Source organism: Deinococcus radiopugnans ATCC 19172 (assembly GCF_006335125.1).
Classification (GTDB): domain Bacteria; phylum Deinococcota; class Deinococci; order Deinococcales; family Deinococcaceae; genus Deinococcus; species Deinococcus radiopugnans.
Genome location: NZ_VDMO01000004.1, coordinates 82,839 through 107,859, shown reverse-complemented (window position 1 = coordinate 107,859; position 25,021 = coordinate 82,839). Strand labels below are relative to the sequence as shown.

25 protein-coding genes and 1 tRNA gene are annotated in these 25,021 nt (G+C 67.9%); 11 read left to right on the top strand and 15 right to left on the bottom strand.

The window, feature by feature from the left end; genetic code table 11:
- Nucleotides 1-19: 19 nt before the first annotated feature.
- Both speA and FHR04_RS04765 read right to left on the bottom strand, forming a co-directional pair.
- Complete coding sequence (gene speA / locus FHR04_RS04770; protein WP_375782566.1) at nucleotides 20-1,948, bottom strand: biosynthetic arginine decarboxylase; 1,929 nt, start codon at nucleotides 1,946-1,948, stop codon at nucleotides 20-22.
- Between the two features lie 314 nt (nucleotides 1,949-2,262).
- A tRNA-Asp gene (locus tag FHR04_RS04765) sits at nucleotides 2,263-2,338 on the bottom strand.
- 102 nt (nucleotides 2,339-2,440) lie between these two features.
- Here FHR04_RS04765 and FHR04_RS04760 point away from each other — a divergent pair.
- Nucleotides 2,441-3,439: an asparaginase gene (locus FHR04_RS04760; protein WP_139401220.1), complete on the top strand. Its 999-nt coding sequence runs from the start codon at nucleotides 2,441-2,443 to the stop codon at nucleotides 3,437-3,439.
- A gap of 59 nt (nucleotides 3,440-3,498) precedes the next feature.
- Nucleotides 3,499-4,506 carry a GNAT family N-acetyltransferase gene (locus FHR04_RS04755; RefSeq protein WP_139401218.1) on the top strand — a complete coding sequence of 336 codons (1,008 nt, stop codon included), beginning with the start codon at nucleotides 3,499-3,501 and terminating at the stop codon, nucleotides 4,504-4,506.
- Between the two features lie 70 nt (nucleotides 4,507-4,576).
- On the opposite strand, the gene FHR04_RS04750 is transcribed toward FHR04_RS04755, so the two are convergent.
- From FHR04_RS04750 to FHR04_RS04740, 3 genes are all read right to left on the bottom strand, one after another.
- Nucleotides 4,577-5,836: a cytochrome P450 gene (locus tag FHR04_RS04750; RefSeq protein WP_039684639.1), complete on the bottom strand. Its 1,260-nt coding sequence runs from the start codon at nucleotides 5,834-5,836 to the stop codon at nucleotides 4,577-4,579.
- A complete protein-coding gene (locus FHR04_RS04745; RefSeq protein ID WP_170213857.1) occupies nucleotides 5,829-6,353 on the bottom strand; it encodes a MarR family winged helix-turn-helix transcriptional regulator in 525 nt (174 codons plus the stop codon). Before FHR04_RS04745 ends, FHR04_RS04750 begins: the two co-directional genes overlap by 8 nt.
- A gap of 110 nt (nucleotides 6,354-6,463) precedes the next feature.
- A complete protein-coding gene (locus FHR04_RS04740; protein WP_249038987.1) occupies nucleotides 6,464-7,174 on the bottom strand; it encodes a YqjF family protein in 711 nt (236 codons plus the stop codon).
- A 202-nt stretch (nucleotides 7,175-7,376) separates the two neighbouring features.
- Here FHR04_RS04740 and FHR04_RS04735 point away from each other — a divergent pair, with 202 nt between their 5' ends.
- Nucleotides 7,377-7,832 carry a PA2169 family four-helix-bundle protein gene (locus tag FHR04_RS04735; RefSeq protein WP_139401214.1) on the top strand — a complete coding sequence of 152 codons (456 nt, stop codon included), beginning with the start codon at nucleotides 7,377-7,379 and terminating at the stop codon, nucleotides 7,830-7,832.
- 151 nt (nucleotides 7,833-7,983) lie between these two features.
- Here the strand turns inward: FHR04_RS04735 and FHR04_RS04730 are convergent, their stop codons facing one another.
- The gene (locus FHR04_RS04730; protein WP_249038986.1) at nucleotides 7,984-8,469 is read right to left on the bottom strand and encodes a hypothetical protein; all 486 of its coding nucleotides are present in this window, start codon (nucleotides 8,467-8,469) and stop codon (nucleotides 7,984-7,986) included.
- Nucleotides 8,470-8,558: 89 nt separating this feature from the next.
- Between FHR04_RS04730 and FHR04_RS04725 the strand changes: the two genes are divergently transcribed.
- From FHR04_RS04725 to FHR04_RS04710, 4 genes are all read left to right on the top strand, one after another.
- Nucleotides 8,559-8,876, top strand: a complete 318-nt coding sequence (locus FHR04_RS04725) for a hypothetical protein (RefSeq protein WP_039684632.1) — start codon at nucleotides 8,559-8,561, stop codon at nucleotides 8,874-8,876.
- 63 nt (nucleotides 8,877-8,939) lie between these two features.
- On the top strand, nucleotides 8,940-9,797 hold the full coding sequence (locus FHR04_RS04720; RefSeq protein ID WP_052195439.1) for a nitroreductase family protein: 858 nt from the start codon (nucleotides 8,940-8,942) through the stop codon (nucleotides 9,795-9,797).
- A 54-nt stretch (nucleotides 9,798-9,851) separates the two neighbouring features.
- On the top strand, nucleotides 9,852-10,757 hold the full coding sequence (locus FHR04_RS04715; RefSeq protein WP_170213856.1) for an aldo/keto reductase: 906 nt from the start codon (nucleotides 9,852-9,854) through the stop codon (nucleotides 10,755-10,757).
- A gap of 212 nt (nucleotides 10,758-10,969) precedes the next feature.
- The gene (locus tag FHR04_RS04710) at nucleotides 10,970-12,031 is read left to right on the top strand and encodes a type III polyketide synthase (protein ID WP_139401210.1); all 1,062 of its coding nucleotides are present in this window, start codon (nucleotides 10,970-10,972) and stop codon (nucleotides 12,029-12,031) included.
- Nucleotides 12,032-12,243: 212 nt separating this feature from the next.
- Here FHR04_RS04710 and FHR04_RS04705 read toward each other — a convergent pair whose 3' ends face one another.
- Both FHR04_RS04705 and FHR04_RS04700 read right to left on the bottom strand, forming a co-directional pair.
- Entirely contained in the window at nucleotides 12,244-12,573 is a 330-nt protein-coding gene (locus tag FHR04_RS04705; protein WP_139401208.1) for a hypothetical protein, read from the bottom strand.
- Nucleotides 12,574-12,597: 24 nt separating this feature from the next.
- On the bottom strand, nucleotides 12,598-12,819 hold the full coding sequence (locus tag FHR04_RS04700; protein WP_039684623.1) for a hypothetical protein: 222 nt from the start codon (nucleotides 12,817-12,819) through the stop codon (nucleotides 12,598-12,600).
- A gap of 254 nt (nucleotides 12,820-13,073) precedes the next feature.
- Here FHR04_RS04700 and FHR04_RS04695 point away from each other — a divergent pair, with 254 nt between their 5' ends.
- Nucleotides 13,074-13,370 carry a hypothetical protein gene (locus tag FHR04_RS04695; protein ID WP_139401206.1) on the top strand — a complete coding sequence of 99 codons (297 nt, stop codon included), beginning with the start codon at nucleotides 13,074-13,076 and terminating at the stop codon, nucleotides 13,368-13,370.
- Between the two features lie 219 nt (nucleotides 13,371-13,589).
- Here FHR04_RS04695 and FHR04_RS04690 read toward each other — a convergent pair whose 3' ends face one another.
- Nucleotides 13,590-15,539 (bottom strand): heavy metal translocating P-type ATPase, encoded by a 1,950-nt coding sequence (locus tag FHR04_RS04690; RefSeq protein ID WP_249038985.1) that lies wholly within the window; start codon nucleotides 15,537-15,539, stop codon nucleotides 13,590-13,592.
- Nucleotides 15,540-15,703: 164 nt separating this feature from the next.
- Between FHR04_RS04690 and FHR04_RS04685 the strand changes: the two genes are divergently transcribed.
- Entirely contained in the window at nucleotides 15,704-16,399 is a 696-nt protein-coding gene (locus FHR04_RS04685) for a DUF2259 domain-containing protein (RefSeq protein WP_170213854.1), read from the top strand.
- 176 nt (nucleotides 16,400-16,575) lie between these two features.
- Here the strand turns inward: FHR04_RS04685 and FHR04_RS04680 are convergent, their stop codons facing one another.
- From FHR04_RS04680 to nadE, 5 genes are all read right to left on the bottom strand, one after another.
- On the bottom strand, nucleotides 16,576-18,240 hold the full coding sequence (locus FHR04_RS04680) for a VOC family protein (RefSeq protein WP_139401202.1): 1,665 nt from the start codon (nucleotides 18,238-18,240) through the stop codon (nucleotides 16,576-16,578).
- A gap of 292 nt (nucleotides 18,241-18,532) precedes the next feature.
- Nucleotides 18,533-18,796 carry a hypothetical protein gene (locus tag FHR04_RS04675; protein WP_139401200.1) on the bottom strand — a complete coding sequence of 88 codons (264 nt, stop codon included), beginning with the start codon at nucleotides 18,794-18,796 and terminating at the stop codon, nucleotides 18,533-18,535.
- Complete coding sequence (locus FHR04_RS04670; RefSeq protein ID WP_039684611.1) at nucleotides 18,793-19,560, bottom strand: sulfite exporter TauE/SafE family protein; 768 nt, start codon at nucleotides 19,558-19,560, stop codon at nucleotides 18,793-18,795. The genes FHR04_RS04675 and FHR04_RS04670 overlap by 4 nt, the downstream gene beginning before the upstream one ends.
- 196 nt (nucleotides 19,561-19,756) lie before the next feature.
- A complete protein-coding gene (locus tag FHR04_RS04665; protein WP_139401198.1) occupies nucleotides 19,757-20,416 on the bottom strand; it encodes a hypothetical protein in 660 nt (219 codons plus the stop codon).
- A gap of 59 nt (nucleotides 20,417-20,475) precedes the next feature.
- On the bottom strand, nucleotides 20,476-21,321 hold the full coding sequence (nadE, locus tag FHR04_RS04660) for an ammonia-dependent NAD(+) synthetase (RefSeq protein ID WP_139401196.1): 846 nt from the start codon (nucleotides 21,319-21,321) through the stop codon (nucleotides 20,476-20,478).
- A gap of 60 nt (nucleotides 21,322-21,381) precedes the next feature.
- Between nadE and FHR04_RS04655 the strand changes: the two genes are divergently transcribed.
- Together FHR04_RS04655 and FHR04_RS04650 are read left to right on the top strand one after the other, a co-directional pair.
- Nucleotides 21,382-22,860, top strand: coding sequence for a nicotinate phosphoribosyltransferase (locus FHR04_RS04655; RefSeq protein WP_139401194.1), 1,479 nt, complete (start codon nucleotides 21,382-21,384; stop codon nucleotides 22,858-22,860).
- On the top strand, nucleotides 22,857-23,759 hold the full coding sequence (locus FHR04_RS04650; protein ID WP_139401192.1) for an ADP-ribose pyrophosphatase: 903 nt from the start codon (nucleotides 22,857-22,859) through the stop codon (nucleotides 23,757-23,759). Before FHR04_RS04655 ends, FHR04_RS04650 begins: the two co-directional genes overlap by 4 nt.
- A 6-nt stretch (nucleotides 23,760-23,765) precedes the next feature.
- Here FHR04_RS04650 and FHR04_RS04645 read toward each other — a convergent pair whose 3' ends face one another.
- Nucleotides 23,766-24,956 carry a molybdopterin molybdotransferase MoeA gene (locus FHR04_RS04645; protein WP_139401190.1) on the bottom strand — a complete coding sequence of 397 codons (1,191 nt, stop codon included), beginning with the start codon at nucleotides 24,954-24,956 and terminating at the stop codon, nucleotides 23,766-23,768.
- Between the last annotated feature and the right edge of the window lie 65 nt (nucleotides 24,957-25,021).

Sequence of the window (25,021 nt, the reverse complement as noted above, 5' to 3'; positions counted from 1 at the left end):
GTCCCGAAGTGGCTGAAGCTCAGCCTTCCTCGTATTCCAGGTAGGTGTAGCCCAGCAGCTCCTCGCCGTAGTCGTCGAGCAGCTCGTTTTCCTGATCGTCGGTCAGGATGCCGTGCTTGATGGCGGCGTCGGCCTGATCCTCGATAGCGTCGCGCAGCATGGGTTCCTCGTAGCCCATCGACTCGATCATGCGCCGGGCCTTCTGGCCGCGCACGAACAGATCGATGTGGAACTTGCCGCCCGGCTTGACCGTCACGTGCGCCTCGCTGACCTTGCCGAACAGGTTGTGGGCGCTGCCCAGCACGTCCTGGTACGCGCCCATTAAAAAGGTGCCCAGGTAGTACGGGCGGTCCCCCGGCTCATGCAGCGGCAGGGTGGACTTCACGTCGCGCAGGTCGATGAACTTGTCGATCTTGCCGTCGCTGTCGCAGGTGATGTCCACGATGGTGGCCTGCCGGGTGGGCTTCTCGTTCAGGCGGTCCAGCGGCACGATGGGAAACAGCGCCTGAATCGCCCAGTTGTCCGGCAGGCTCTGGAACAGCGAGAAGTTGCAGATGAACTTGTCGGCCAGCACCTTTTGCAGGTCTTCGAGTTCGTCGGGCACGTACTTCTCGTTCTGAACCAGCTTGGCGATGCGGCGCAGGATGGCGTTGAACAGCGCTTCGCCGCGTGCCCGATCCGCCAGGGTCACGTAGCCCAGATCGAACAGGTTGTGCAGGGTCTGCTTGTCGCCCACCGCGTCGTTGTACGACTCGCGGTAGTTGCGCAGCGTGATGTTTTCCAGCACGTCTTCCATGTCCTTGACGATCTGGTGGCTGTCCTCGTTGGCGGGCGCCAGGTCTTCCAGGTCACGGGTGGGGCCGGTCACGTCCACCACCGGCATGATCAGCACGGCGTGGTGCGCCGTCAGGGCGCGGCCCGACTCGCTGATGATCACGGGCTCGGGCACCTCGCGGGCCTTGCAGACCTCCTGAATGGTGTACACGATGTCGGCGGCGTACTCGCGCACGGTGTAGTTCATGGAGGCGTAGAAGGTGGTCTTGGAGCCGTCGTAGTCCACGCCCAGACCGCCGCCCACGTTCAGGTACTTTAATTTTGCGCCCGCCGCGATCATGCCCGCGTAGGTCTGGGTGGCCTCGCGCACGGCCACCTTGACCCGGCGGATGTCGGTGATCTGCGAGCCGATGTGGGTGTGCAGCATCACCAGGCTGTCGAGCATGTCCTCTTCCTTGAGGCGCTCGACGACGCGCAGCAGTTCGTAGGCGTTGAGGCCGAACTTGGCCTGATCGCCCCCCGATTCCTCCCACTGCCCCGAACCGCGTGCGTGCAGCTTGAAGCGCACGCCGATGGCCGGCTTGACGCCCAGGGCGCGGGCCTGCTTGAGGATCCGGTCGAGTTCGCTGAATTTCTCGATGGTGATGACCACGTTCTTGCCTAGCGTGCGGCCCCACAGGGCCAGCTTGATAAAACCGTCGTCCTTGAAGCCGTTGCAGCACAGCAGCGCGTCGGGGTGCATCCGCTGGGCCAGGCACAGCGCCAGTTCGGCCTTGCTGCCGGCTTCCAGCCCGTGCGCGTAATCGTAGCCAGCGGCGGCCACGGACTCGACCACCACACGGCGCTGGTTGACCTTGATGGGAAACACACCCTGGTAGTGGTTGCTGTAACCGTATTCGGCGATGGCGTTCTGGAAAGCCTCGTTCAGGTGCTTGACGCGCCCGGTGATCACCTGCGGGAAACGCAGAATCACCGGCAGGCTCTCGCCGCGCTCGACGATCTCGTCCACGATGGCGCGCAGCGGGGCGTGCAGGCCGGGAGCGGGCGTGACTTCCATCTCGCCCTGGTCGGACACGCGGAACCAGCCGCCGCTCCAGTTGGGCACCTGGTACAGCTCGGCGGCGTCGGTAATGGAAAAAGCAGGGGTGGTCAGGGGGGATTTTGTGGCAGTCACGTTCGGGCGTCCTCCTCCGGAGCTGGGGATAGGCTCGCCGTGCGCGGGGTTCGGAGCCGTGGATCAACGGAAACTTGCTCACGGACGCCGTGCGAAACCGGGCGCATGATACGTCAAAGCGCGCGCAGAGAGTGTCAGAGAGTCCGGGTTATGCTCTGCGCTGCAGGGGCCAGCGCTTCCAGCGCCGTGTGGAGGGCCAGGCGCATCGTCGCTGGATTGCGCCAACCAAGGTGGAAGCCGCCCAGGCGTGGGCAGAAGACCGATCAGGCCAGCATGAAAAAGCGCCCACCTGTTCAGGGGGCGCTTCTCTATTCTGGCGGTCCGGACGGGATTTGAACCCGCGACCTTCTGCGTGACAGGCAGATATGCTAACCGCTACACTACCGGACCATTGAACTGGCGGACCATCAGGCTGGCGGACCAGCGGACAGAAGATTAAAGGTCAGGGCCGGAGAAGTCAAGCTGGGCGCCTGTGGGGCTAGTCTGGGGGGCATGACACAGACTGGAACCCAGGTGGCCCGAGTGGTCTTCACGCGCGGCGGCGTCGATGAGAGCATCCACGAGATTCATCTGGCCGTGGTGGACGCGGGGGGCATGCCCGTCGCCAGTTGCGGTGATCCCGATCTGGTGACGTTTCCGCGCAGCAGCAGCAAGCCGGTGCAGGCGCTGCCGCTGGCCCTGGCGGCCCCGGACCTGCCGGCGGATGAGCTGGCGATTGCCTGTGCCAGCCACGCCGGAACGGCCGAGCATCGGCTGGCGGTGCTGCGCCTGCTGGAGCGTTCCGGCAGCACCGTGGCTGACCTGCGATGCGGCACGCACCCGCCGTTTGACCCGGCGGTGGCGGCAGAACTGATTCGCACGGGCGAGGCTCCGACGCCCCTGCACCACAACTGTTCGGGCAAGCACGCCGGCATGCTGTTGTCGTGCGTGCTCGGCGGCTGGCCGAAAGAGGGCTACACCGAACACGCCCATCCGCTGCAAGTCCGCATCCGCGAGTTGCACGCCGAACTGGGCGGGGTTGATCTCGAACAGGTGGAGGCGGGCACCGATGGGTGCAGCGTTCCCGCCTTCGCACTGCCGCTGGCCGCTGTTGCCCGGATTTTCGCGGGACTGGCGCAGCCCTCGGGTGAACATGCGCAGGCGCTGGAACGCATCTTTGCGGCCATGACCGAACACCCGTTCCTGGTGGCCGGACCCGGAAGGCTGGACACCACCCTGATGCCGCTGGTGCCGGGGCTGGTGGCCAAGATGGGCGCGGAGGCGTTTTACGGCATGGGCCTGCGGGGCGGCCCACGCGGGCCCCTGGGCGTGGCCTTCAAGATCATGGACGGCGGCGAGCGGGCGCGGGCCCATGTGGCCCTGGCGGTGCTGGAGGCGCTGGGCGTGCCCCTGACGCCTGAGCTGCGCGCCCTGGCCCCCACGGCGCTGCACAACTGGGCCGGGCGTGAGGTGGGCGGGGTGCGGGTGGAGTTGCCGCTGGCCTTTGCCTGACCGAAGCTTCTCCGCCATCTGGCCCATGTGCGGCTGACACGGTGGCCTCACACTGAGGCATGATCCTGACTGACGTGACCGTGACGCCGTTCGATCCCGCTGCTGCGCCGCCTGAACAGCGTCTGGCGGTGGGTCAGCTGAATGTCGATGTCTTCGCCTGGGCCTATCCCGCCGAGCCGCCGCTGAGTGCCGAGAAGCAGGCGCTGGCGCTGACCCACCTGACCCCGGGCGAGCGGGCCGAGCATGTCGTGGTCTGGGACGGTGGGCAGGCCGCCGGGTGGGGCAGCCTGAGTTACGACACGCAGCAGAACACCCACCTGGCCCACGCCCGACTGGTGGTGCATCCGCAGCGCCGCCGCCGGGGGCTGGGCCGCGCGCTGGCGGCGGCGCTGCAGGAGCTGGCCCGCCGTGAAACGCGCCGCACCCTCACCTTCGTGACCTCGGACCGTCACCCCGGCGGCGAACCCTTCGCCCGGCTGCTGGGCGCCCAGCCTGCCCTGCCCATGCGTCAGAGCCGTCTGCAGCTGTCTGCCGTCGATCCTGACCTGGTGGCGCAGTGGTTGAGCCGGCCCGCGGGCGAGCCGTACCGCCTGCACCTCTGGGACGGCCCCATTCCGGAAGAGGAGCTGGAGCGAGTGGCCGACCTGATGATGGTCATGAACTCGGCCCCCAAAGGCGAACTGGAGATGGACGACTGGCGCATCACCGCCGAGACCATCCGGGGCTGGCAGGAGAATGCGGCGCAGAGCGGGGAGCGCGACCTGCTGATCGCGGTGGAAGACGTCCGGAGCGGCGAACTGGTGGGGTACACCGATGTGTCCTGGGCCCCTGAACGCGCCGCCATCGTTCATCAGGGCTCGACCGCCGTTCGCCCTGAGGCGCGCGGGCAGGGTCTGGGGAAATGGCTCAAGGCGCTGATGCTGGACCATCTCGCAAAAAACGCTCCCGAAGCGCGCGTGATCCAGACCAACAACGCCGAGGAGAACGCCGCCATGCTGGGCATCAACGTGGCGCTGGGCTTCAAGCCGTGGGTGGCCATCACCGAATGGCAGCTCAGGCTGAAATAACGAGCGGAGGGCGGCGCAGTCATCAACGACTGCGCTGCCCCCTCTTCATTTCCCTTCAGGTCAAGTGCGTTCAGGCTTTCGCGCTGGCCCCGCGCCCCTGGCCCAGCCGGACCCTGAAGTTCCGGATCTCGTAGCCCTTGACCGTCTCGTTGCTGCCCACGGTGGGCGGGGTGACGATTTCCACGTCGTTCCAGATCAGCAATCGGCGCAGGAAGGCGTCGCTCTCGCGGATCGCCAGGAACGCGCCGGGGCAGCGGTGATGCCCGTCGCCGAAGGCCAGCACCGGGGCCTGCACGCCGCGCGGCAGTGGGCGCATGGGGCACAGGGCGTTGGCGGGCTCGCCCACCACGTCTGGATCGGTGTTGGCGTCGGTGATGTGCAGGGCCATCACGCTGCCGGCTGGAACGGTCTGCCCGTCCAGCGTCAGGTCTTCATTGGCGCGGCGGTACAGCGTGCGGACCACCGGCTCCAGCCGCAGGATCTCGTGCAGGATGGCGTGGCGCTCCTTTTCGGTGCCGTGGACGTAATCGGCGCGCAGTTCGGGGTGCTGCAGCAGATGCCACGCGGCGGCGCTGATGAACTCGCGGGTGGTGACCATGCCCGCCGTGGCGTAGGTCAGGCACTCGGTCATGATCTCGATGTCGCTGTAGTCGCGGTCCAGCAGGTGGCTGATCAGGTCGTCGCGGCGTTTGCGGCGGCGCGCGGCGATGGCGGGCTTCACGTCCAGCAGGAAGAAGGAGGCCACATTCGTCTGCATCAGGGTCTGCTTGCCCCGGCCCATGCTCTGCGCGGCTCCCGGCTGGCTGTCCAGACCGTTTTCCACGAAGCTCATCACGCGCTTTTCCAGCCCTGGCAGCACGCTGCTGGTCAGGCCCACCACCTGCGCGGCCACCTCCACGGCCAGCACCAGACTCAGGTCGTCCAGATTGGCCTCACCGTCGCGCGCCAGCCGGGCCACCAGTTTGTCGGCCAGTCCGGCGATCATGGGTTGGTAGCCCGCCACCGACGCCGGGGTGAAGTACTTGGCGGTCTGGCGGCGCATGTCGTGGTGATGGTCCCCCTCGGCGAACAGCACCGGCTGGTTGGTCAGCGACGGCCCGCTGCTCTGGGAGGACTCGGACATGAATCCGGCCTGCGAGACGCCGTCCTGTTTCAGCACCTCGCGGGCCGTGGCAAAGCGGTGGATGTGGTACAGGCCGTCCTCGCCGCGGGTCACGGCGGGCAGGGCCGCCACGTCTGTGGCCGGGTGGGTCAGCGGCTCACCGTAGCCGAAAGGGCAGCCGGAGGCGGGGGCAGGGTTGGCGGGCTTGCGTCCAGAATATTCAGTCATGGGATAGCTCCTGGCGGGTTTGATCCTGAGTGGGCGTGCTGGAAGGGGAGGGCTGCTGCAGGGCGGCGTGCGCCACCCCCTGCAGGTTTCCGATCAGGGTGAGCTGCTGTGCGTGGTCCAGCCGGGCCAGCGCGGGGCCGGTCAGGGTGCGGATGGTTTGCAGGGCCGCCCCCCAGCGCTCGCAGCCAGCCGGGGTGATGCGGACGATCACGCCGCGTCCGTCGGTGTCCCCACGCTCGCGGGTCACCGTTCCCAGCGCGTCCAGCGCCGCCAGCACCCGGCTGACCTCGTAACGCGGGACTCCCAGTTCGCGGGCCAGATCGGCCGGGTGCTGGGGTCCGGCCTGCAGGTACGACAGCGCGACGAAGCCGCGCAGGTCCAGGCCGTGCAGTGCTCGCAGGCGGGCCTCGCCCACCGTGGTCAGCGCCTGCCAGGTGTCCCACAATGCCGTCAGAAACCGGAGTTCCGGGCTGTTCAGCTCGGCCTCGGTGGAGGGAGGCGGGGACGGGTCACTCACACCTCCATGATGCCGGGTCGGGCAGATGATTGCAAACTGCAATCAATACAATTGGGGGCGCTGTATTCGACTCTCAAGGCTGTGTGAGGGTTGCCGTGTGGGTCCGGCTGCTACGTCACCCGCTCCAGCCAGTGGGCGTGGACGCGCAGTTCCTCGGCGTGCAGCAGGTGGGGCGGGCCGCCCAGCGTCAGGCCCAGCGACCCGGCCAGCGTGTTCTCGTGGATCACGGCCTCGGCACGGCGCAGCGGCCACGCGGCATGTGCGATGCGGCCCCGGTACACCCGTCCGTGTCTGTCGGCGCTGTAAAGGTTCAGGCGGTGGGTCAGCCAGTCGTCCAGGCTGCCAGGGGGCGCGGCGATGGGTTCACCCACAGGCCGGTACGCAGCGGCGAAGCGCGCGGGTGGCTGGCCGTGGTGGGTCCGCAGGCTGGCGTAGCGCGTGACGCCGCCCTGGCGCGAAACCCACATCCGCGCGTCGAAGTACGGCAGGTGAAAAAGCTGCCGCGCCAGCCGCACGGCCAGCGGTTGCGCCGCGTCCAGGCTGTAGAACCACACCCCCGGCTCCCCGCCTGCCGTCACGTAGGTGCGCAGGTTCAGTTCGGGAAAGGCGCTCAGGCCCGGCACACCGGGCAGCAGACGCGGGGCCACATCGGCCATGCGGAACGGCACGGCGCCCAGGTACGCCTGGCCGTCAAAGGTGTCGAGGTGCACGCCGCGCGGCAGGGTGCCGGCCAGGGCGTCCGCGTCCACGGTCCAGTGCATGAAGCACAGGTCGTACCAGGCCATCCTCAGAATCCAGGGGTGGGTGACGGGCAGGGTCATGCCCCAGAGGCTAGTGCGCCCATGGACAGCAGATTTCCCTGAACCGCGCATTCTGCAAAAGCCAAGGTCTTCCCAAGACCAGATGCGGCACGCCTTAAGACCGTCCACAGTCCGTTCCCAGACCTCGCGGCTAGCCTGACGGCCAACGGCAAGGGCCACCTGACCTCCGTGTCGCTGGGCCGCGCCGAAGGGAGAGACCACCATGATGAACAACGAACAGGCCATCGACAAGCTGCAGTACCTGCTGGGCACCCTGCGCGACGGCGAGAAGGGCTTCGCGCAGGCCGCCGAACACGCCGACGCGCCCAACCTCAAGAGCATGTTCTCTGAGCGCAGCCAGCAGCGGGGTCGGCTGGCGGGCGAGGTGGCCAGCAAGATCCAGAGCATGGGCGGCGACGCCGACAAGGGCGGCAGCGTGGGCGCGGCCCTGCACCGCACCTGGCTGAACGTGCGCGACGCCGTGACCGGCAAGGGCGATTACGCCGTGGTGGCCGAGGCCGAGCGCGGCGAGGACGTGGCGATCCAGAACTATCAGGACGTGCTGAACGACACGGACCTTCCCGCCGATCTGCGGTCGTTCGTCGACGGTCAGTACGCCCAGGTCAAGGCCAGCCACGATCAGATCCGTGACCTCAAGCACAGCATGAAGCCGGACTGAGCGGTTGCTGGGACGGCTGAACCTGGCCGAGACCGCTGTGTATTGACCTGAACCGGGGAGGCGGAGCCATCTGTCTCTCCGGTTCAGGTTGACCTGTGCATAGAGAGCGGCGTCAGGCTACAGCCCACTTACGGCGGGCTCCCGAGTCATGCTAGCGGGTCTCGAATGCCCCCAGCAGTTCAGGCTCTCTCTGCGTGACGTAGGCGCGCGTCAGGATGTTCATGCTGCCCTGGCCCGTCGGCAGGATCAGCACGTCTTCCAGCCGGGTCCCCTGGGCGGGCCGCCAGCCCTGGCCCTGTGGGGTCTGGACCTGCGCGGCTCCCTGGCCCGCCAGGGCCTGCGCCGTGAACTGCGCGCCGCTCAGGTTCATGAACCACGCCCGTGGCCGGACCTCGCTGTCGTAGTACAGGACGATCTTCTGGACGGGCAGCGGCGGCTTGTTGTTCCAGACGGCCAGCCGCAGGGTGCCGGGCCGACGTTCCTTCTGGTCCGCCTGCGCGTCGTAGGAGCCGGTGGCCGTGAACAGCACCTTCGCCACCAGGTCCTCGGAGTGGCCGGCCTGCGTGTCCCGGCGGCAGGCTCCCAGCGCACACAGCGCGGCGGCGGCCAGCAGGGTGGGGGCAGGACGGAGCCTCATCGCCCCAGACCATACGCCCACCGGGAAGGCGGCGTCCAGACGAAGGTCCTGGCAGCCCAGGGGTCCGGCAGACGACTATCCTGAGCGCTGTGAGCGTTCAACACCTTGCCCTGCTGTTGACCGGCGCGTTGCTGGCCGCGCTGAGCGGGCTGGGGCTGTCGCTGCAACTGGGCTGGCGCCGGGACGCGGCCCGTTGGCCGCACCACGCCCTGTTCTTCATCGTGTGCGCGGGGGTGCTGCTGTGCGGGGCGCTGCTGGGGTGGAGGGGTGGGCGCTGGTGGGCGCTGCTGCCCGCGCTGGCGCTGCTGCTGTGGATGCCGCGCACCCGTCCGGGCCGCGCAGACCACTGGCGGCTGGCGCTGGGCTGTGCGCTGGCGTACGGGCTGGGCGCGTGGGCAGCGTGGTGACGCTCGGGGCAGGGCAGTGAAGCACGGGGCAGAGTGCCCGTCCCGATGGGCTAGCCTGCCTGCATGACCTCTTCCTCCCCCTCCTCTTCCGCCCCGCCGCCGACTCCGGTGATCGAGGGCATGCTGCGGCGGCGCACCACCAACGGCCCCTTCCGGCCCGATCCGGTCAGCCGCGAACACCAGCACACGCTGATGCGCGTGGCGCAGGCCGCGCCCAGCCACTTCAATTCGCAGCCGTGGCGCTTCGTGCTGGTCGAGAACCCGCAGACCATCGGGCGGGTGGCCGAGCTGGCGGGCCAAAGCATGACCGAGCTGATCGAGGCCGGCCTGTTCTTCGAGCGCTACCGCCGCTATTTCCGCTTCTCGGGGGCCGAGATGGAAGAAAAGCGCGACGGCATCCACATCGATCATCTGCCGGGACCCCTCAAACCCTTTACGCGGCAGGTCTTCAGCGACGCTGGCTTAAAGCTGATGCGTCAGCTGGGCGTGCCGAAAAAACTGGGCGAGGACAACCGTCAGCTGGTGGCCGGCAGCCCGCTGCTGCTGGCCGCGCTGCTGGACAAGACCGAATACCGTCCCGGTGAACTGTCGGGCTTCTACAGCGTCTTCGGGCTGGGCGCGGCCATCGAGAACATCTGGAACGCGGTGGGCGAGCTGGGCATGGGCATTCAGTTCGTCAGCACCCCGGCCGAGATTCCGCGTCACTGGCAGGAGATCCAGCGCCTGCTGGCCGTACCGGACGATCTGGAACTGATGGCGCTGTACCGCCTGGGCTACCTGCCGGCGGACCAGAGCCGCCCCACCATCGACTGGAGCAGCCGTCACCGCAAGCGGCTGGGGCAGTTCGTGTACCGTGAAAGCTGCGCCGCGCCGGAGGCCGAGAGTCCAGCGCCTCAAACCTCTGGACACGCTCAACCCTGACCTTTCCCCGCCTGGACCCAGAAGGCGCACACTTCACCGATGGAGGCACCACCCATGACCGACAGAGCACACACGGCGGAACAGCCCAACGCGGCCCATAGCGGCACCTTTCAGATTGGCGGCGACCTGAGCGTCAACCGCCTGGGCTTCGGCGCCATGCGCATTACCGGCGACGGCATCTGGGGTGATCCCGCCGATCCCGAGGGCGCGCTGGAAACCCTGCGGCACCTGCCCGAACTGGGCGTCAACCTGATCGACACCGCCGACAGCTACGGCCCCGCCGTCAGCGAGGAGCTGATCCGCGAGGCGCTGCACCCCTACGACACGGTGGTGATCGCCACCAAGGCCGGCCTGACCCGCACCGGCCCCAACGTCTGGACGCCGGTGGGCCGCCCCGAGTACCTCAAGCAGCAGGCCTACATCTCGCGCCGCCGCCTGGGCGTGGACCGCATCGACCTGTGGCAGTTGCACCGGATTGATCCGGGTGTGCCGCGCGACGAACAGTTTGGGGCCATCCGCGAGCTGATGGACGAGGGCGTGATTCGCCACGCCGGCCTCTCGGAGGTCACGGTAGAGGAGATCGAGGCCGCCCGCGAGGTGTTCCCGGTCTCCACCGTGCAGAACCTGTACAACCTGGTCAACCGCAAATCCGAGGCCGTGCTCGATTATTGCGAGAAGGAGAACATCGGTTTCCTGCCGTGGTTCCCCCTGGCGGCGGGCAGCCTGGCCAAAGACGGCAGCGTGCTGGACGAGGTGGCAAAACGCCTGAACGCCACGCCGTCGCAGGTGGCCCTGGCCTGGGTGCTGCGCCGCAGCCCGGTGATGCTCCCCATTCCTGGCACCGGCAAGGTGCGCCACCTGGAAGAGAACGTGGCCGCCGCCAGCCTGACCCTGACCGACGAGGACTTCACGGCGCTCGACGCGGTGGGCCGGCAGGAGTGGGAGAAGAACCAGAAATAATCCCGACTCCGATTGAATCGTTTGCGAAAACGATGGACATCCGAGCGAAGCGAGCAGGAGGAGAACGGGTTCCGGGCGTGGAGTTGGCAAACCGGTGGTGTCCCGGTCTGCTGATGAAACAGAAGGAATCCGTCTCAGGCCTGTGGGCGGGGGCATGAACGTTTTGCTCATCCAGTGACATTTTCCGCCTCGCTTCGCGCCACAATGCCCCGATGAGTTCTGCCGTTTCACCGCCCGTCCTGCGCGCCCTGGTCACCGGAACCCCACCGTACCGGGTGGCGCAGACCGAGATCCGCGAGGCCGCCCGCACGCTGTTTCCCCGGATGGCGGCGCGGCCTCACCTGCTGGACGTGTTCAGCAACGCGCAGATCGACTCGCGGGCGCTGGCCCGGCCGCTGCCGTGGTTTCTGGAACCGCATGGCTTCGGCGAGAAGAACGCGGTGTTTCTGGAGGAAGCCCGCGCTCTAATCACCCGCTTGGGCCGGGAGGCGCTGGCCCAGGCCCAGGTGCGTCCCGCCGACATCGACGCGGTGATCGTGGTCAACACCAGCGGCCTGAGCACGCCCAGCCTGGACGCGTGGCTGATCGAGTCGCTGGGCCTCAGCCGTCACGCGGCGCGGCTGCCGGTGTGGGGGCTGGGCTGCGCGGGCGGCGCGGCGGGGCTGGCGCGGGCCGCCGATCTGGTGCGCGCGGGCTTCCGGCGGGTGCTGTACGTGGCGGCAGAGCTGTGCAGCCTGACGCTGGTGAAGGGCGACGAATCCAAGAGCAACTTCGTGGGCACCGCCCTGTTTGCCGACGGCGGCGCGGCCCTGGTGGTCACGGCCCCGGACGTGCCCGGCCCGCCTCCGCTGCTGTCCATCCACGGCGCGTACAGCACCCTGATCGAGAACAGCGAGGACATCATGGGCTGGGACGTGGTGGACGACGGTCTGAAAGTGCGGTTCAGCCGTGATATCCCCACCCTGGTGCGTGGCATGATGCGTGAGAACGTCGCCGAGGCGCTCGCCGCCCACGGCTGGCCGCGTGAGGGGGTGGACACCTTCGTCGTCCATCCGGGGGGAGTCAAGGTGCTGGCCGCCTACGAAGAAGCCCTGGGCCTTGCGCCGGGAACGCTGGACAGCAGCCGCAAGGTGCTGCGCGAGCACGGCAACATGAGCAGCGCCACCGTCCTGTTCGTGCTGGAGGAGGCGCTCAAGGCGGGGGCGCAGGGCCGCGCCATTCTGAGCGCGATGGGGCCGGGCTTCAGCGCCGAGCATGTGCTGATGGAACTCTGAGGACTGAATGTCCGAAAGCCGGGCCGGAAGACGTTCTGCTTCTGGCCCGGCTGCTGGTTCGGGCGTTCTAGAGCATCTGTCAAAAGTGCTGTTTGCTTTTGACCGAACGGAGTGAGCGAATTTTCCTGGGCATTTGGGACTGATTCAGCTCCGAAGGAGAGAATGGAGGCATCAGAAGTCTTTTTTCTGATGCAGCAATTCGGACAAATGCTCTAGATTTTCTTGTCTGCGTCCACCGTCTTGTCGGGATCGGCCGGAGCGCCGCTGGCTGGCAACCCATCCTTCAGGCCGCCGAAGCTACTGGGATTGATCGCATCGCCCCCCTGCCGCTCGGCGCGGGGGTCCAGGGTGCTGGCCACCTGCTGCGCGGTAGAGGTGGCCGCTCCATCCCCCGCGTGCTTGTCGCTCATGGCGTCCACCACGCCCTGCGCCTCCGCATCACTGGGGGTCTTGGGGGTGCCGGTGTTCCAGGTGTCATTGGTCTGCACATCCGTCTGCGCGACATTCGTCTCGGCCTGTGACTGTGGCTTGCCTTCTCCCATCTTGACGCCTCCTTGACGGTGCAGCTACGAGCGCTGATTGGGGTTTTTCAGGGTGTCCGTGCCGATCACGCTCTCCGGCAGGTTCTCGGCCTGCCTGGCCTTTTCCTGCATACCGGTCTTCTGCACGTCCTTGATGTCGCTCAGGTCGTTGGTGTCCTTCACGCCGCCCTGCGGGCTGCGGCCTTCCTGAGCGGGATGATTGGCCTGCTCGCTGCTGCGGGTGGACTCGGGTTTGCCTTCTCCCATGATCGAACCTCCTTGGGTGATGAGTGGCCCCAGGCTAGGCGAGGTCAGGAGGCACGTGGTGCGACGCGGGTTTACGGAGCTTTGGGGCTTGGGCGCAGGTTGATCCCCTGAAGACGCCTGACCTCGCCTGCGATGAATGCAAACGTGGATGACCGTGGTTCAGGAGTTGCTGCTGTCTGGACTGGCCTCACCTCGTCCTGACGGGCCTGCTTGGCCAGTGGCCCAGGATTCTCTCCATTATCCTGGGCGCAACGATGAAACTCTGGTCCATTCTCGGCCTGATCGCGCTGCTCATTCTGGGAGCGGTGCTGACCTTCTTCACCCTCGCGGCGTCGCTGTTTGCCAGCGACAGCGGCGCGCAGGACCCGGTAGGCGCGCACTTCTCGCAGACCATGTTCACCGTGCTGTACGTCTATCCCGTCTGCGTGACCGCCACGCTGGTCCTGATGGTCCTGCGGCGTGGCAGGCTGGCGCTGCTGGCCGCCGTTTTCCCATTCATCTATGTTTTCGGGGCGTTCATCTACACCGCCGTCGCCACAAAAAATTTCTGATTGCCTCTGCCTTGCCGGGACTGCCCCGATCCGAAAGCAAGAGGCCCCCTCCCGTCTGGAAAGAGGCCAGTATACGGACTCCGATTGAAAGGTGTTGAAGACACCTGGAAATCCGAGCGAAGCGAGCAGGAGAAAAACGGGTTCCGGACGTGGAGTGTAGAAATCGGAGCTGTCCCGATTTCTACACGAAACAAACGGAATCCGTATAACGGGTCTGATCTACAGCCGGTGCCCCAGCAGCCGCAGCCCCATGAACACCACGAACACGGTGCCGCCCTCGTGCGCGATCACGCCCAGCGGCAGCGGGATATGCCCGGCCACCGCCAGCGGCGCAATCAGCAGGATCACCCCGAAGGCAAAGGCCAGGTTCATGAACACGGTGCGGCGGGCGTCCTTCGCCAGTTTCACGGCCCCGGCCAGCTTGCCCAGATCGTTTTTCATCAGCACCACGTCGGCGCTTTCAATCGCCACGTCGGTGCCGCTGGCGACGGCAATGCCCAGATCGGCGCGGGCCAGGGCGGGCGCGTCGTTCACGCCGTCGCCCACCATCGCCAGCGGGCCGGGCAACTCGCCCATGATCCGCAGTTTGTCCTCGGGCAGCAGCTCGGCGCGGTACTCGGTCAGGCCGATCTGGGCGGCCACGGCCTGGGCCACCTCCATCTTGTCGCCGGTCAGCATGACCTGATGGGCCACGCCCGCCGCCCGCAGGCTGGAAATGGCCTCGGCAATGCCGGGGCGCAGCGTGTCGGACACACCCATCACGGCCAGCACCCGCGCGCCTACGCCCACGATCACGCTGCTGCTGCCCTCGGCGTTCAGCTCGCGCAGGGCGGCGTCCTGGGCCGGACTCAGGCTGGCCCCCTCCCGCGTCATCAGGCGGAGGTTGCCCGCCCAGGCCCTTTGGACACTGCCCAGCTCGCCGCCGTTCAGCGTGGCCTCGATGCCCATGCCGGGTACGGCCTGAGCATTTCGCACGGGAACCGGAGCCACGCCCCGTTCACGCGCCAGCGTCACCACCGCCTGCGCAATGGGGTGTTCGCTGTGGCTTTCCAGCCCGGCGGCCAGGGCCAGCGCCCCGGCTTCGCCCCCTTCCATATGCTCGGCGGCCAGCACGCGGGCCACGGTCATCTTCGCCTGGGTCAGGGTGCCGGTCTTGTCGAAGGCCACCGTGTTCACGCGGGCCAGGGCGTCCATCGCCGCGCTGCTCTTGAACAGCACGCCGCCGCGCGCCGCCGCCGCCATCGCGCTGAGCATCACGGCGGGCGTGCTGATGACCACCGCACAGGGGCTGGCCACCACCATGAAGGTCATGGCGCGGTACCACGAGTCGTCCACATTCAAATTAAACCCGTAGCGCAGCAACGCGAAGACCAGCGGCACCAGCACCAGCACCACCGTTGCGTAAGGGCTTTCCCAGCGCTCGGTGACGGTCTCGGTGCGGCTCTTGGCCGTCTGCGCCTGTTCCATCAGGGCCACCAGGCGGGCCAGGGTGCTGTCGCCCGCCGGACGCAGCACCTCGGCCTCCACGCTGCCGTTCAGGTTGACGGTGCCGGAGGCCAGTTCCGCGCCCACCGCCTTGTCGATGGGCAGGCTTTCCCCGGTGATGGGCGACTCGTCCACGGCGGTCTGCCCCCGCGTCACGCGGGCGTCGGCGGCGATGCGCTCGCCGGGCTTGACGATCAGCATGTCGCCAACCCTGATCTCGCCCAGCTCACACCAGCGTTCGCGCCCATCCCGGCGCACGGTGGCCCCCGCCGGATTCAGATCCATCAGGGCGCTGATGGCGTTCTTGGTGCGGCCCATCGCCCAGTCCTGCAGGGTGTTGCTCAGGCTGAACAGGAACAGCAAGATCGCCCCGTCCGCCGCCTGCCCGATGCTCGCCGCGCCCAGGGCCGCCAGCACCATCAGCAGGTCCACGTCCAGCTTGCGTTCCACGAACAGGCTGTGCATCGCCTCGCGCCCGGCGGGAATCCCCCCCGCCAAGTACGCGACGAGGTAGCCCCCCCACATGACGGCGGGTTGCTGGAGGAGATACTGTCCCGTCGCCCCCACCAGCAGCCCCCCCAGGGTCAGGCCCGTCATGAGGACGGCAAAGCGCAGTTGCGGCGAGAGGTTGAAGCGCGGTTGAGGGGTGGGCGCGGTGAAACTGGTGGGGGTAGATGTGGTCACTGGGCCTCCTGGCAGAGAATCCTTAACAGGAATTATTCTCAATAAGCCCATTCTATCTCCCTGCCATGACAAACTCAATGCTTCATCCTGAGCGGAGAAGTCAGGATGGGACGCGGTTTTTCGGCAGTATGTCGTGTGGCGTCGGGCCGGGTGTACGCTCAGTCATGAGACATCTGCTGACGCTGACCCTGGCCGCCACCGTCACGCTCGCTGCGGCGAACGAGCGCATTCCGGTCAACCAGGTGCGCTTCTCCGCCGACTCCTCGCGGGTGATGGTCCTGACTTCGGGGGTGCGGGACGGCTCCGGTTTCGGCACGGCCAGCCTGAAGGTGTTCAGCACGGCGACGGGCGCGCAGCTCTACAGCCGTCAGAAAACAGCAGACGCCGCGCCCAACACCCTGCGCTGGACGCTGCTGACCACGCCCCCCACCCCGGCCACGCTCTCGGCTTACGGATTGACGCCGGGGGTCGTGTCGGCCGCGAAATACAGCCGCGTGTATCCGCGGCCGTTTCCGCAGTGGAGCGACGGTCTGGGCGCGGGACAGACTGGAATCTCCAACGTGGCCCTGTGGTCCGTGCCCGTCCCAATTAAGCTGAACGTCTATACGCTGCCCTCCACCTGCCCCTACGGCGATCTGCTGGGGCCGGGGAATGCGCCCACCGGCTTCCGCCTGACCGTGAACACGCAGACCATCCACCAGGACTTGAGTCTGCCCGCAGACCGCCTGTGCGCCGCCCGTTACTCGCTGGAGCGGGTGGACGTGCGCGGCAACCGCGTGCTGGTGACCGTGCGGGCCTACGGGTCGGGCTTCGAGGGACCGGACGCGGTGCCGGTCTTTATCGCGGCGACGCTGCGTTAAGACCCTTCACCTACAAGCTCTCGCAACTCCCCTCTGCAAGCAGGGCGGCGACTCTCCCCGTGGTAGGGAGCCAGGAGCGATAGTTTGATCGGTCCATTACCCGCCTGCATGGGCCATGGAAAAGCCCTCTCCAGGGAGAGAGCGTTCCGTACCCGTCCGCGTCCCGGTGACTCGCCTTACGCCTGCCCCACCACCGCCTGCATCAGCGCCCGCATGGCGTCCAGTTCCTCGGTGTTGACTGAGTGGCCTAGCCCCGGAAAGACGCGGGCGTCCACCTTCGCGCCGCGCGAGCGCAGCAGCTCCTCGCTGGCCTGGAAGCGGTCCAGCGGAATATGCGCGTCGTCCGGGGCCACGCCCATGAAGACCGGTAGACCGTCCAGATCGCCGGTCTCGTCCAGCGTGATCAGCGCGCCGCTCAGGGCCACAACGCCGCCCAACCGCGCCCGGCTGCGGCTGGCGTATTCCAGCGCCAGGCACGCGCCCTGGCTGAAGCCCCCCAGCACCACGTTCTGCGGCGGGATGCCCTGCGCCTCCAGCTCGCCCAGCAGGGCGTCCACCGTCGCCAGCGCGGCGTCCAGGTAAGGCTGATTCTGTTCCACCGGGGCCAGGAACGACTGTGGATACCAACTGTTGCCGTCCGCCTGCGGGGCCAGGTAGGTGAAGGCGCTCAGGTTCAGGTCCCCCTCCAGCGACAGGATGTCCTGCGCCGTGGCGCCGCGTCCGTGCAGCAGGATGGCCGCCACGCGCGCCTCGCCCAGCGGGCGTCCGGCGGTCAAGACCTGAATGCTGGAGGGCGCGTCTTCCTCGTGAACCGGTGGTGTTGTCCCCAGCTCCCGCGTGCCCAGCGTCACGCCGTACTCGGGGCTGGTGATGCGCGGCAGGTGCGCCTCGATGGTGGGACGGCGGGCCTCGTACCACGCGGGCAGCTTGAGGTGCTGGCCCAGCTCGTCCACCGGCTCGTCATCGGGAAAGCCGGGGGCGTCGGTGGCGATCTCGAACAGGATGCCGTTGCTCTCCCGGAAATAGATGCTGTGGAAGTACTGGCGGTCCTGCACCGGGGTGGGCCGGAAGCCCGCTGCCATCAGGCTTTCCATGTACGCGGCCTGCTGCTCGTCGTCGCGGGTCCGCAGGGCGACGTGATGCACGCTGCCCGCCCCGAACGAGCCGCGCGGTTGGCCGGGCCGTTCCACCACGTCCACGAACAGGCCCACACCTGCGCCTCCATCGTCATCGCCGCTTCCCCGGAAGCGGGTGCGCTGGCCCTCGGCATCGTCCTCGCTGCCCATTTCGGTGAAGCCCAGTTGGCCCACCAGCAACTCGCGCACGGCCCCGGTGTCCCGCACCCAGCCGGTGACCGAGTGAAAGCCGCGCAGGGCGTGTTCGCTGGGGATGGGCGAGGCGGGCCACTCTTCCACGGGTGCGCCGTCCTCGAAGACCAGTTCCACCCAGGTGCCGTCCGGGTCGTCCACCGTCAGCATGGGGTGACCGAAGCGCTGGCCCCCGCGCACCTTCAGCCCCAGTCCGGTCAGGCGGCCCAGCCAGTAGTCATACGAGGCCGCCGGGGCGCTGTAGGCCGTCGCCACGATCTCGCCGTTGCCGCGCACGCCGCGCGCCGCGCCGGGCCAGGGAAAGTGGGTCATGATCGTCCCCGGCTGCCCGGTGCGGTCCCCGTAGTACAGGTGATAGGTGCCGGGATCGTCGAAGTTGACAGTCACCTTAACCATGCGCTGCCCCAGCACCCTGGTGTAGAAGTCGATGTTGCGCTGCGGGTCGCTCGCCATCACCGTGACGTGGTGCAGACCCTGAACCGGGGAAGTCTGGCTTAAAGAGGAGGAAGTCATAGCGAGATTATAGCTTAACGTTGAACGATTTTCAACAACAATATGAATCCCTGGGAAAACTGGTTCTGGGTCTTCAGCACGCAGCTTCTGGATGGGTCATCCAGATGAAGGTGAAACAGAAATGCCTTGCCTCAGCGCATTAACCGAAAGAGCGGAGGCGTCACGTCAGCAAAGGACACTTTTGGGGGGATTCACACTGCTCCCAGACGTGTCCTGATTCAGGCAATGTTCTGAATTCACTTTGATTGTCGGTTGATGGGCGAGGGCGTCTGCCCCCAATTGCTACTCGGGTTCAGACCAGACCCTTGACCAGGAACACGGCCACCAGACCTGCCAGTGCCAGCAGCGCGGCCACGCTCAGGCGGCGGTCCCGGTTCCACGCGGCCACGGCCACCCACAGCGCCGCCAGCACCGGCACGGCGCCAATCCAGGCCACCCCCACGGCGGCCAGATCTGGAAACAGCACGCCGACGGCCAGCAGCGCCACGCCCACCCAGAATCCGGCCGGATACAGCCACGACGGCAGTCCGGCGATTTCAGATTGTGGTTCGGTCATGCGTTCCCCCAGTACTTCCACAGCAGTTGCACCGCGGTAAAGATCAGCAGCAGGCTGAACACCAGTTTCAGCCGGTCCGCAGGAATGCGGCTTTGCAGCCCCGCCCCGGCCCGCGCGCCGATCAGCACGCCCAGCGCCACCCCGGCGGCCAGCCGCAGGTCCAGCAGCCCCCCCGCCTGATAGACCAGCGCGTTGCCCACGGCGGTCAGGCCCATGATGAAGGTGCTGGTGGCAATCGCCTGTCGGATCGGCAGGCCCGCCATCAGGTTCAGCACCGGCACCTGCACCGTGCCGCCGCCGATGCCCAGCAGGCCACTCATGATGCCCGCAAAGGTCATGGCTGGGGTGACCATGCGGCTGGGCTCGCGCTCAACCTCCACCCGTTTCAGGCCGCGCAGCAGGTTGTAGGCCGAGTACAGCAGCAGCGCGGCGAACACGCTGGCCACCGCCTGTGCGGGCAGCACCAGCCCCAGGAAACTGCCCACCGCGCCGCCCACGATGGTGTAGGGCGAGAGCAGGTAGCCGGTGCGGGCGCGCACCAGCCCGCGTTGCAGGTACGCGGCGGCTCCGCTGAGGCCCACCGCCAGCACCCCGATCTGACTGATGGCGATGGCCTGCCCAATGGTGATCTCCTGTCCCAGGCGCGGCAGCACGAATTCCAGCGCGGGCACCACCACCACGCCGCCGCCCAGCCCCAGAATTGCGCCCAGTACCCCGGCCAGCAGGCCCACACCGATCACAGCCAACGTCACGGCGGAAATCATCGTTGTCTCACGGCCCAGAGGCTAACACGGGCGGGAGGCGAGAGAAACGGTCTGTCCGCCTCAAGGCCACTGTGAAGCGAATGCCCGCACTTTGGTTTCTGGTGGAACGACGGCGAACCGTCAGGAATCGAAGCGGAGGAGCGGAGCGCCGGATCAGGTGCCACGCTCCTCCGCACGCCCCCCCTACAGTGCAGATTTAACGGCGCAGACGTTCGAGCTGAGCCGCGCCATCCTTCAACTCACCCATGTCCGAACGCGAAAGGGAAGGCTGAGAGGTCTCTAGGGCGGCCATCAACCGGGCCTTTGCCACGGCCTTCTGATTGCTGGAGAGAGTGGACGTTTTGGCGTTCGGATCTATGTTGGTACGGACCATTCCGAAATAGCCCTCGGTCTCAACGTCACCGCTCAGATTGAATGTCGCTGCTTCCCCGGCAAAGAAAGGGTTGCCCTTCTCGTCTGGACTGAACGCCCCGTCAGCGTCAATGGCGATCAGGTAGGACTTGACCTCGCTGCTGTCATGGAAAAAGGCGTTCGTCAGCGCTTTCTGCCCGTCCAGTGTGAGTTCACCGATGAACGCTTCTCCTCTCATCTCGGGCATGGGACGCGCCTTCAGATAGGTTCCGTCGCCGAGCATTTGGCCCTCCCTCCCCTTGTATTCACCGTTAAAGATGACCGTACCCTCGCCAACCACGCTGGTCTCGGGTTTCGCCAGATCGGTGAACAGCACCCAGTAATACTGGCCCTGGTAAGCCGTGGATTTGGGCGGCGTGGTATCGGCAGGCTGAGGGCTCCCCCCACCACCACAGGCGGCCAGCAGGAGCGCGGAGCTGAGGAGGGGCAGAAAAAGTTTTTTCACATCCTTAGGGTAGAGCGCCCGGGGCAGAACCGGGAGATGATTTGCCTTCTCAAGCCTGTCTACCCGTTCTCGCGCCACCAATCGTCAAACGGCGTCACCGGCACCGTCCGTTTGTGGCGGGTGTTGAGGTACATCCGTTCCAGACGCTGGGCCACCTCCTCGGCCACCTCCTGGCCTTCCAGATAGTCGTCGATCTGGGCGTAGGTCAGGCCCAGGGCCACCTCGTCGGGCACGCCGGGGCGGTCATCTTCCAGGTCGGCGGTGGGCACCTTGCGCCAGGTGCGCTCGGGGGCGCCCAGATGCTGCAACAATTGCGCGCCCTGGCGTTTGCTCAGACCGCTCAGAGGGGTCACGTCCGCGCCGCCGTCGCCGTACTTGGTGTAGAAGCCGGTGATCGCCTCGGCGGCGTGATCGGTGCCGACCACCAGCAGCCCGTCCTGCCCGGCCAGCGCGTACTGCGCCACCATGCGCTCGCGGGCCTTGATGTTGCCGCGCACGAAGTCGCGCAGGCGTTCCCCGGTGGCCGCGTGGGCCGCTTCCGCGCTGGCGTCCGCCGCCGCCTGAATATTCACGGTCAGGCAGCGGTCCGGGCGGATGAAGTCCAGCGCAAGCTGCGCGTCGGCCTCGTCGCTCTGAGTGCCGTAGGGCAGCCGGACGGCGGTGAAGGTGGCCTCATGCCCCGCCTTCCGCAGCCGCTCGGCGGCCAGCTGGCACAGCCGTCCGGCCAGCGTGCTGTCCTGCCCGCCGCTGATGCCCAGCACGAGGCCGCGCGCCGGAGTGCTGCGCAGGTAGTCGGTCAGAAAGGCCACGCGCCGCTCGACTTCTGTGGCCGGATCGATCTGGGGCAGCACCTGCAACTCTCGGCGGATGCGCTCACGCAGGCCAGCGGGGGCCGTCTGGGTCATGGCCCGAGTATCGGGCGACGGGTGGGCCAGGGCCAGCCGTGTGGGCTTGAGATTGCTGTCATGTTGCGGCGGACGGGGCGGGGCAGCCTCTACACTTTTCCCGTGATCCCCTCCGCGCTGCTGACCGACCTGTACCAGCTCACCATGATGCAGGGCTACTTCGCCAGTGGGCTGCACACGCAGACGGCGGTGTTCGACATGTTCTTCCGGAAATTGCCGTACCAGGGGGGCTACGCGGTCTGGGCCGGGCTGGAGGAACTGCTGGAGACCCTCGAAACCCTGCGCTTCACAGAGGACGAATTGGCGTATCTGGACACGCTGGGTCTGTTCCGTCCCGACTTCCTGGCTGCCCTGCGTGACTGGCGCTTCTCCGGCCAGATCAATGCCTTCGCCGAGGGCCGCGTGGTGTTCGCGCACGAGCCGTTGCTGACCCTCACCGCCCCGCTGTGGGAGGCTCAGCTCATCGAGACCATGCTGCTGAACACCCTCAACTTTCAGACCCTGGTGGCGACAAAAGCGGCCCGCTGCGTGCTGGCCGCCGCCGCCAGTCCCCATGGCGGCGAGGTGATCGAATTCGGCACCCGCCGTGCCCAGGGGCCGGACGGGGCGCTCAGCGCGGCGCGGGCCGCCTTCGTGGGCGGGGCCACGGGCAGCAGCAACGTGCAGGCCGGGCAGCGCTTCGGCCTGCCCCTGACCGGCACGCACGCCCACGCCTGGGTGGAAAGTTTTCCCGACGAGCTCAGCGCCTTCCGGGCCTACGCGCGGGTCTACCCCGACAGCACCACGCTGCTGCTGGACACCGTGGACACCCTGAACAGCGGGCTGCCGAATGCCCTGACAGTGGCCCGCGAGTTGCGCCGGAGTGGTCATGAGCTGCGCGGCGTGCGGCTGGACAGCGGCGACCTGGCCTACCTGTCGCGCACGGTGCGCGCGGCGCTGGACGGAGCTGGATTTCCGGACGTGAAGATCGTCGCCAGCAACGACCTGTCCGAAGGGGTGATCGCGGCCATCATCGCCGAGGGCGGACGGGTGGACGTGTACGGCGTCGGCACCCAGCTGGTCACGGCAGGCGGGACGGGAGGCGGGGCGCTGGGCGGCGTGTACAAGCTGGCGCAGCTGGACGGACGGCCCCGCATGAAGCTGACCGGCGATCCGGTCAAGTCCAGCCTGCCGGGCGTCAAGCGGGTGTGGCGGGCGCAGGCCGAGGATAAAACCTTCGGCTGGGACGTTCTCACGCTGGGCGAGGCGCCGCAGGCCGGGCAGCTCGTGACCGATCCCACCAACCCGCTGCGTTCGGCCCGGCTGCCTGCCACGCTGACGTGGGAAGACGCCCGCCAGACCGTGATGGCCGGCGGTGGGCGTACCCAGCCCGCCGGGACGCTGCCCGAAATCCAGGCCCGCGCTCACTGTGAACTGGCCCGCCTGCCCGCCGAGACGCGCCGCCTGCTCAACCCGCACGTCTACCGCGTCAGCCTGGGCGTGGACGTGTCGGGGCTGCGCGACTCGGTCAGCGCAGGCTTGCGGGCTGAATTGAAGTGAACCCGCCTGCCGGCGCGGTGTACGTGGGGCGGTTCCAGCCCCCGCACGCCGCCCATGTCGGCAGCGTGCTGCACGCGCTGGAGGCGGCCCCGCGCGTGCTGGTGCTGCCCGGCAGCGCCAATCTGGCCCGCAGCGTCCACAACCCCTGGAGCGCCCCCGAGCGAGCGAGCATGTTCCGCGCCGTCCTGCGCGAGGCCGGGGCCGATGTGCGGCGCGTGACCTTCCGCCCGCTGCCCGATCATTTCGACGCGGAACGCTGGGCCGCCGAAGTTCGTGCCCAGGCCGCCAGCGTGTTCGGCCCGGCGGCGGCGCTGGCCCTCGTCGGTTTCGAGAAGGACGCCAGCAGCGCCTACCTGCGCTGGTTCCCCGGCTGGTCTCGCCTGAACGTGCCACAGACGCCGGAGCTGAATGCCACCGATCTGCGCCGCGCGCTGTTCGAGGGTCAGCCGCTGCCCCCCGCCGTGCCCGCCGCCGTCCGGGCTTTTCTGGAAGCCTTTGCCCACACCCCCGCCTTCACCCGCCTCCAGGCCGAGTGGCGGGCGGTGGCGGCGGCCCGCGCGGCCCTGCCACCCGGCGTCCATCTGGCCGAGGAACGCTGGCTGTGGCGGGCAGAGGAGAGGGTGATGCTGCACACCCGCCCTGGCCCCATCGGGCAGGGCTTGTGGGAGCTGCCGGGCCACGTGCTGCCGCCAGGCCAGCCGCCCCGCGCCGGGGCAACGGCGGTGTTCGATCATCCGGCCCGCGCGCTGGTGGCCCCGACGGCCGCGCATATTTACCTTGCTGAGCCGCCTCCTGCCTTCGCCTGCCACGCGGTTCCTCTGACCACCGCTCTGGCCCGCCCGCGCCGTTTTTCTGAGGATCATCACGTCATCCTGACGCGGCTGCTGGGACTGGGCTGAGGGCGCTTACAGTAGCACCACGTCCACCACCTCTCCGACTTCCACCGCGCCGCCCTCCGGCACGATCACCAGCGCGTCCGCGTCGCTCAGCGAGCGCAGGATGCCGCTGCCCTGGGCGCCGTAGTCGCCCACCTCGCCCTCCCGGATCACGCCGCGCCAGAAGGCGGTCTTGTCCTTCAGGCCACGGAAGGGCGTGGCCGCACGCAGCTTTAAGCTCTGTACCGGCTGCCCGGTCAGGGCCGGGCGCACGATCACGTGAAAGACCACCAGACTGCTGACCGGATTCCCCGGCAGGCCGAACACCGGCAACCCGTTCCAGCCGCCCAGGATGGCCGGGCCACCGGGCCGCATCCTGACCTTCCAGAACGAGACGCTGCCGTGTTCGACGAGCAGGTCACGCATGAAGTCGTACCGGCCCATGCTGACGCCGCCGCTGGTGAGCAGCACGTTCGCGCCGCCCGCTGCCCCGAGGGCCGCCTGCAGCGACGCGGGGCTGTCCGGGGCGTGGCCCAGTTCGATGACCTCGCAGCCGCTCTCCTGCAGCATGGCCGACAGCCCGACGCGGTTGCTGTCGTACACCTGACCGGGTTTCAGGGGCAGTCCAGGCTCGATGACCTCGTCCCCGGTGGAGAGCAGCGCTACGCGCATCCTGCGGCGCACCGGCACCCGCGCGTGGCCCAACGCGGCGGCCAGGGCCACCCGTGGGGCGCTCAGGCGCAGTCCGGCCCGCATCACCACCTCGCCCGCGCGGAAGTCGCCGCCCTCGGGGCGCACGTCGCCGGGGAAGGCGGGGCGCCGCAGCAGAACGTGTTCGGGGCCGTCGTCCTGCAATTCCTCGACGGGGCAGATGGCATCCACCCCGGCGGGCAGCGGCGCCCCGGTGTAGATCCGCACGCACTCGCCCGCGCCTACCGTTCCGTCAAATGGCACCCCGGCGCGGCTCTCCCCGGCGATCCTCAGCCGAACGGGCGTCTCGGCGCTGGCGCTCAGCGTGTCGGTCTCGCGGGCGGCAATGCCGTCCAGGGCGCTCTCGGTGGCGCTGGGGTGGCTGACCCGGGCTTCCAGATCGGCGGCCAGGGTGCGGCCCAGGGCCTGGGCGACGGGCACGGTCTCGGTGCCCAGGGCGGGCAGCAGCGCGGACAGCATCTCGCGGGCCTCGGTCACGCTGACGTGCATGGGAAACGGGGGGTGGGGCATGAGGAACAGCATAGAGGGCGGCGCGCGGCGGGCCGCCGTTCCCACCCCCCGCCGCGTCCAACCCA

What these genes read in the sequence shown, in the direction of transcription:
- FHR04_RS04735 (WP_139401214.1), top strand. Translation starts at nt 7,377, where the DNA reads ATGATGAACAACGAACAGGCCATCGACAAGCTGCAGTACCTGCTGGGC.
- FHR04_RS04680 (WP_139401202.1), bottom strand. Translation starts at nt 18,240, where the DNA reads ATGACTTCCTCCTCTTTAAGCCAGACTTCCCCGGTTCAGGGTCTGCAC.
- FHR04_RS04760 (WP_139401220.1), top strand. Translation starts at nt 2,441, where the DNA reads ATGACACAGACTGGAACCCAGGTGGCCCGAGTGGTCTTCACGCGCGGC.
- FHR04_RS04750 (WP_039684639.1), bottom strand. Translation starts at nt 5,836, where the DNA reads ATGACTGAATATTCTGGACGCAAGCCCGCCAACCCTGCCCCCGCCTCC.
- FHR04_RS04670 (WP_039684611.1), bottom strand. Translation starts at nt 19,560, where the DNA reads ATGATTTCCGCCGTGACGTTGGCTGTGATCGGTGTGGGCCTGCTGGCC.
- FHR04_RS04645 (WP_139401190.1), bottom strand. Translation starts at nt 24,956, where the DNA reads ATGCCCCACCCCCCGTTTCCCATGCACGTCAGCGTGACCGAGGCCCGC.
- nadE (WP_139401196.1), bottom strand. Translation starts at nt 21,321, where the DNA reads ATGACCCAGACGGCCCCCGCTGGCCTGCGTGAGCGCATCCGCCGAGAG.
- FHR04_RS04685 (WP_170213854.1), top strand. Translation starts at nt 15,704, where the DNA reads ATGAGACATCTGCTGACGCTGACCCTGGCCGCCACCGTCACGCTCGCT.
- FHR04_RS04720 (WP_052195439.1), top strand. Translation starts at nt 8,940, where the DNA reads ATGACCTCTTCCTCCCCCTCCTCTTCCGCCCCGCCGCCGACTCCGGTG.
- FHR04_RS04715 (WP_170213856.1), top strand. Translation starts at nt 9,852, where the DNA reads ATGACCGACAGAGCACACACGGCGGAACAGCCCAACGCGGCCCATAGC.
- FHR04_RS04675 (WP_139401200.1), bottom strand. Translation starts at nt 18,796, where the DNA reads ATGACCGAACCACAATCTGAAATCGCCGGACTGCCGTCGTGGCTGTAT.
- FHR04_RS04730 (WP_249038986.1), bottom strand. Translation starts at nt 8,469, where the DNA reads ATGAGGCTCCGTCCTGCCCCCACCCTGCTGGCCGCCGCCGCGCTGTGT.
- FHR04_RS04705 (WP_139401208.1), bottom strand. Translation starts at nt 12,573, where the DNA reads ATGGGAGAAGGCAAGCCACAGTCACAGGCCGAGACGAATGTCGCGCAG.
- FHR04_RS04740 (WP_249038987.1), bottom strand. Translation starts at nt 7,174, where the DNA reads ATGACCCTGCCCGTCACCCACCCCTGGATTCTGAGGATGGCCTGGTAC.
- FHR04_RS04655 (WP_139401194.1), top strand. Translation starts at nt 21,382, where the DNA reads ATGTTGCGGCGGACGGGGCGGGGCAGCCTCTACACTTTTCCCGTGATC.
- FHR04_RS04710 (WP_139401210.1), top strand. Translation starts at nt 10,970, where the DNA reads ATGAGTTCTGCCGTTTCACCGCCCGTCCTGCGCGCCCTGGTCACCGGA.
- FHR04_RS04695 (WP_139401206.1), top strand. Translation starts at nt 13,074, where the DNA reads ATGAAACTCTGGTCCATTCTCGGCCTGATCGCGCTGCTCATTCTGGGA.
- FHR04_RS04700 (WP_039684623.1), bottom strand. Translation starts at nt 12,819, where the DNA reads ATGGGAGAAGGCAAACCCGAGTCCACCCGCAGCAGCGAGCAGGCCAAT.
- FHR04_RS04755 (WP_139401218.1), top strand. Translation starts at nt 3,499, where the DNA reads ATGATCCTGACTGACGTGACCGTGACGCCGTTCGATCCCGCTGCTGCG.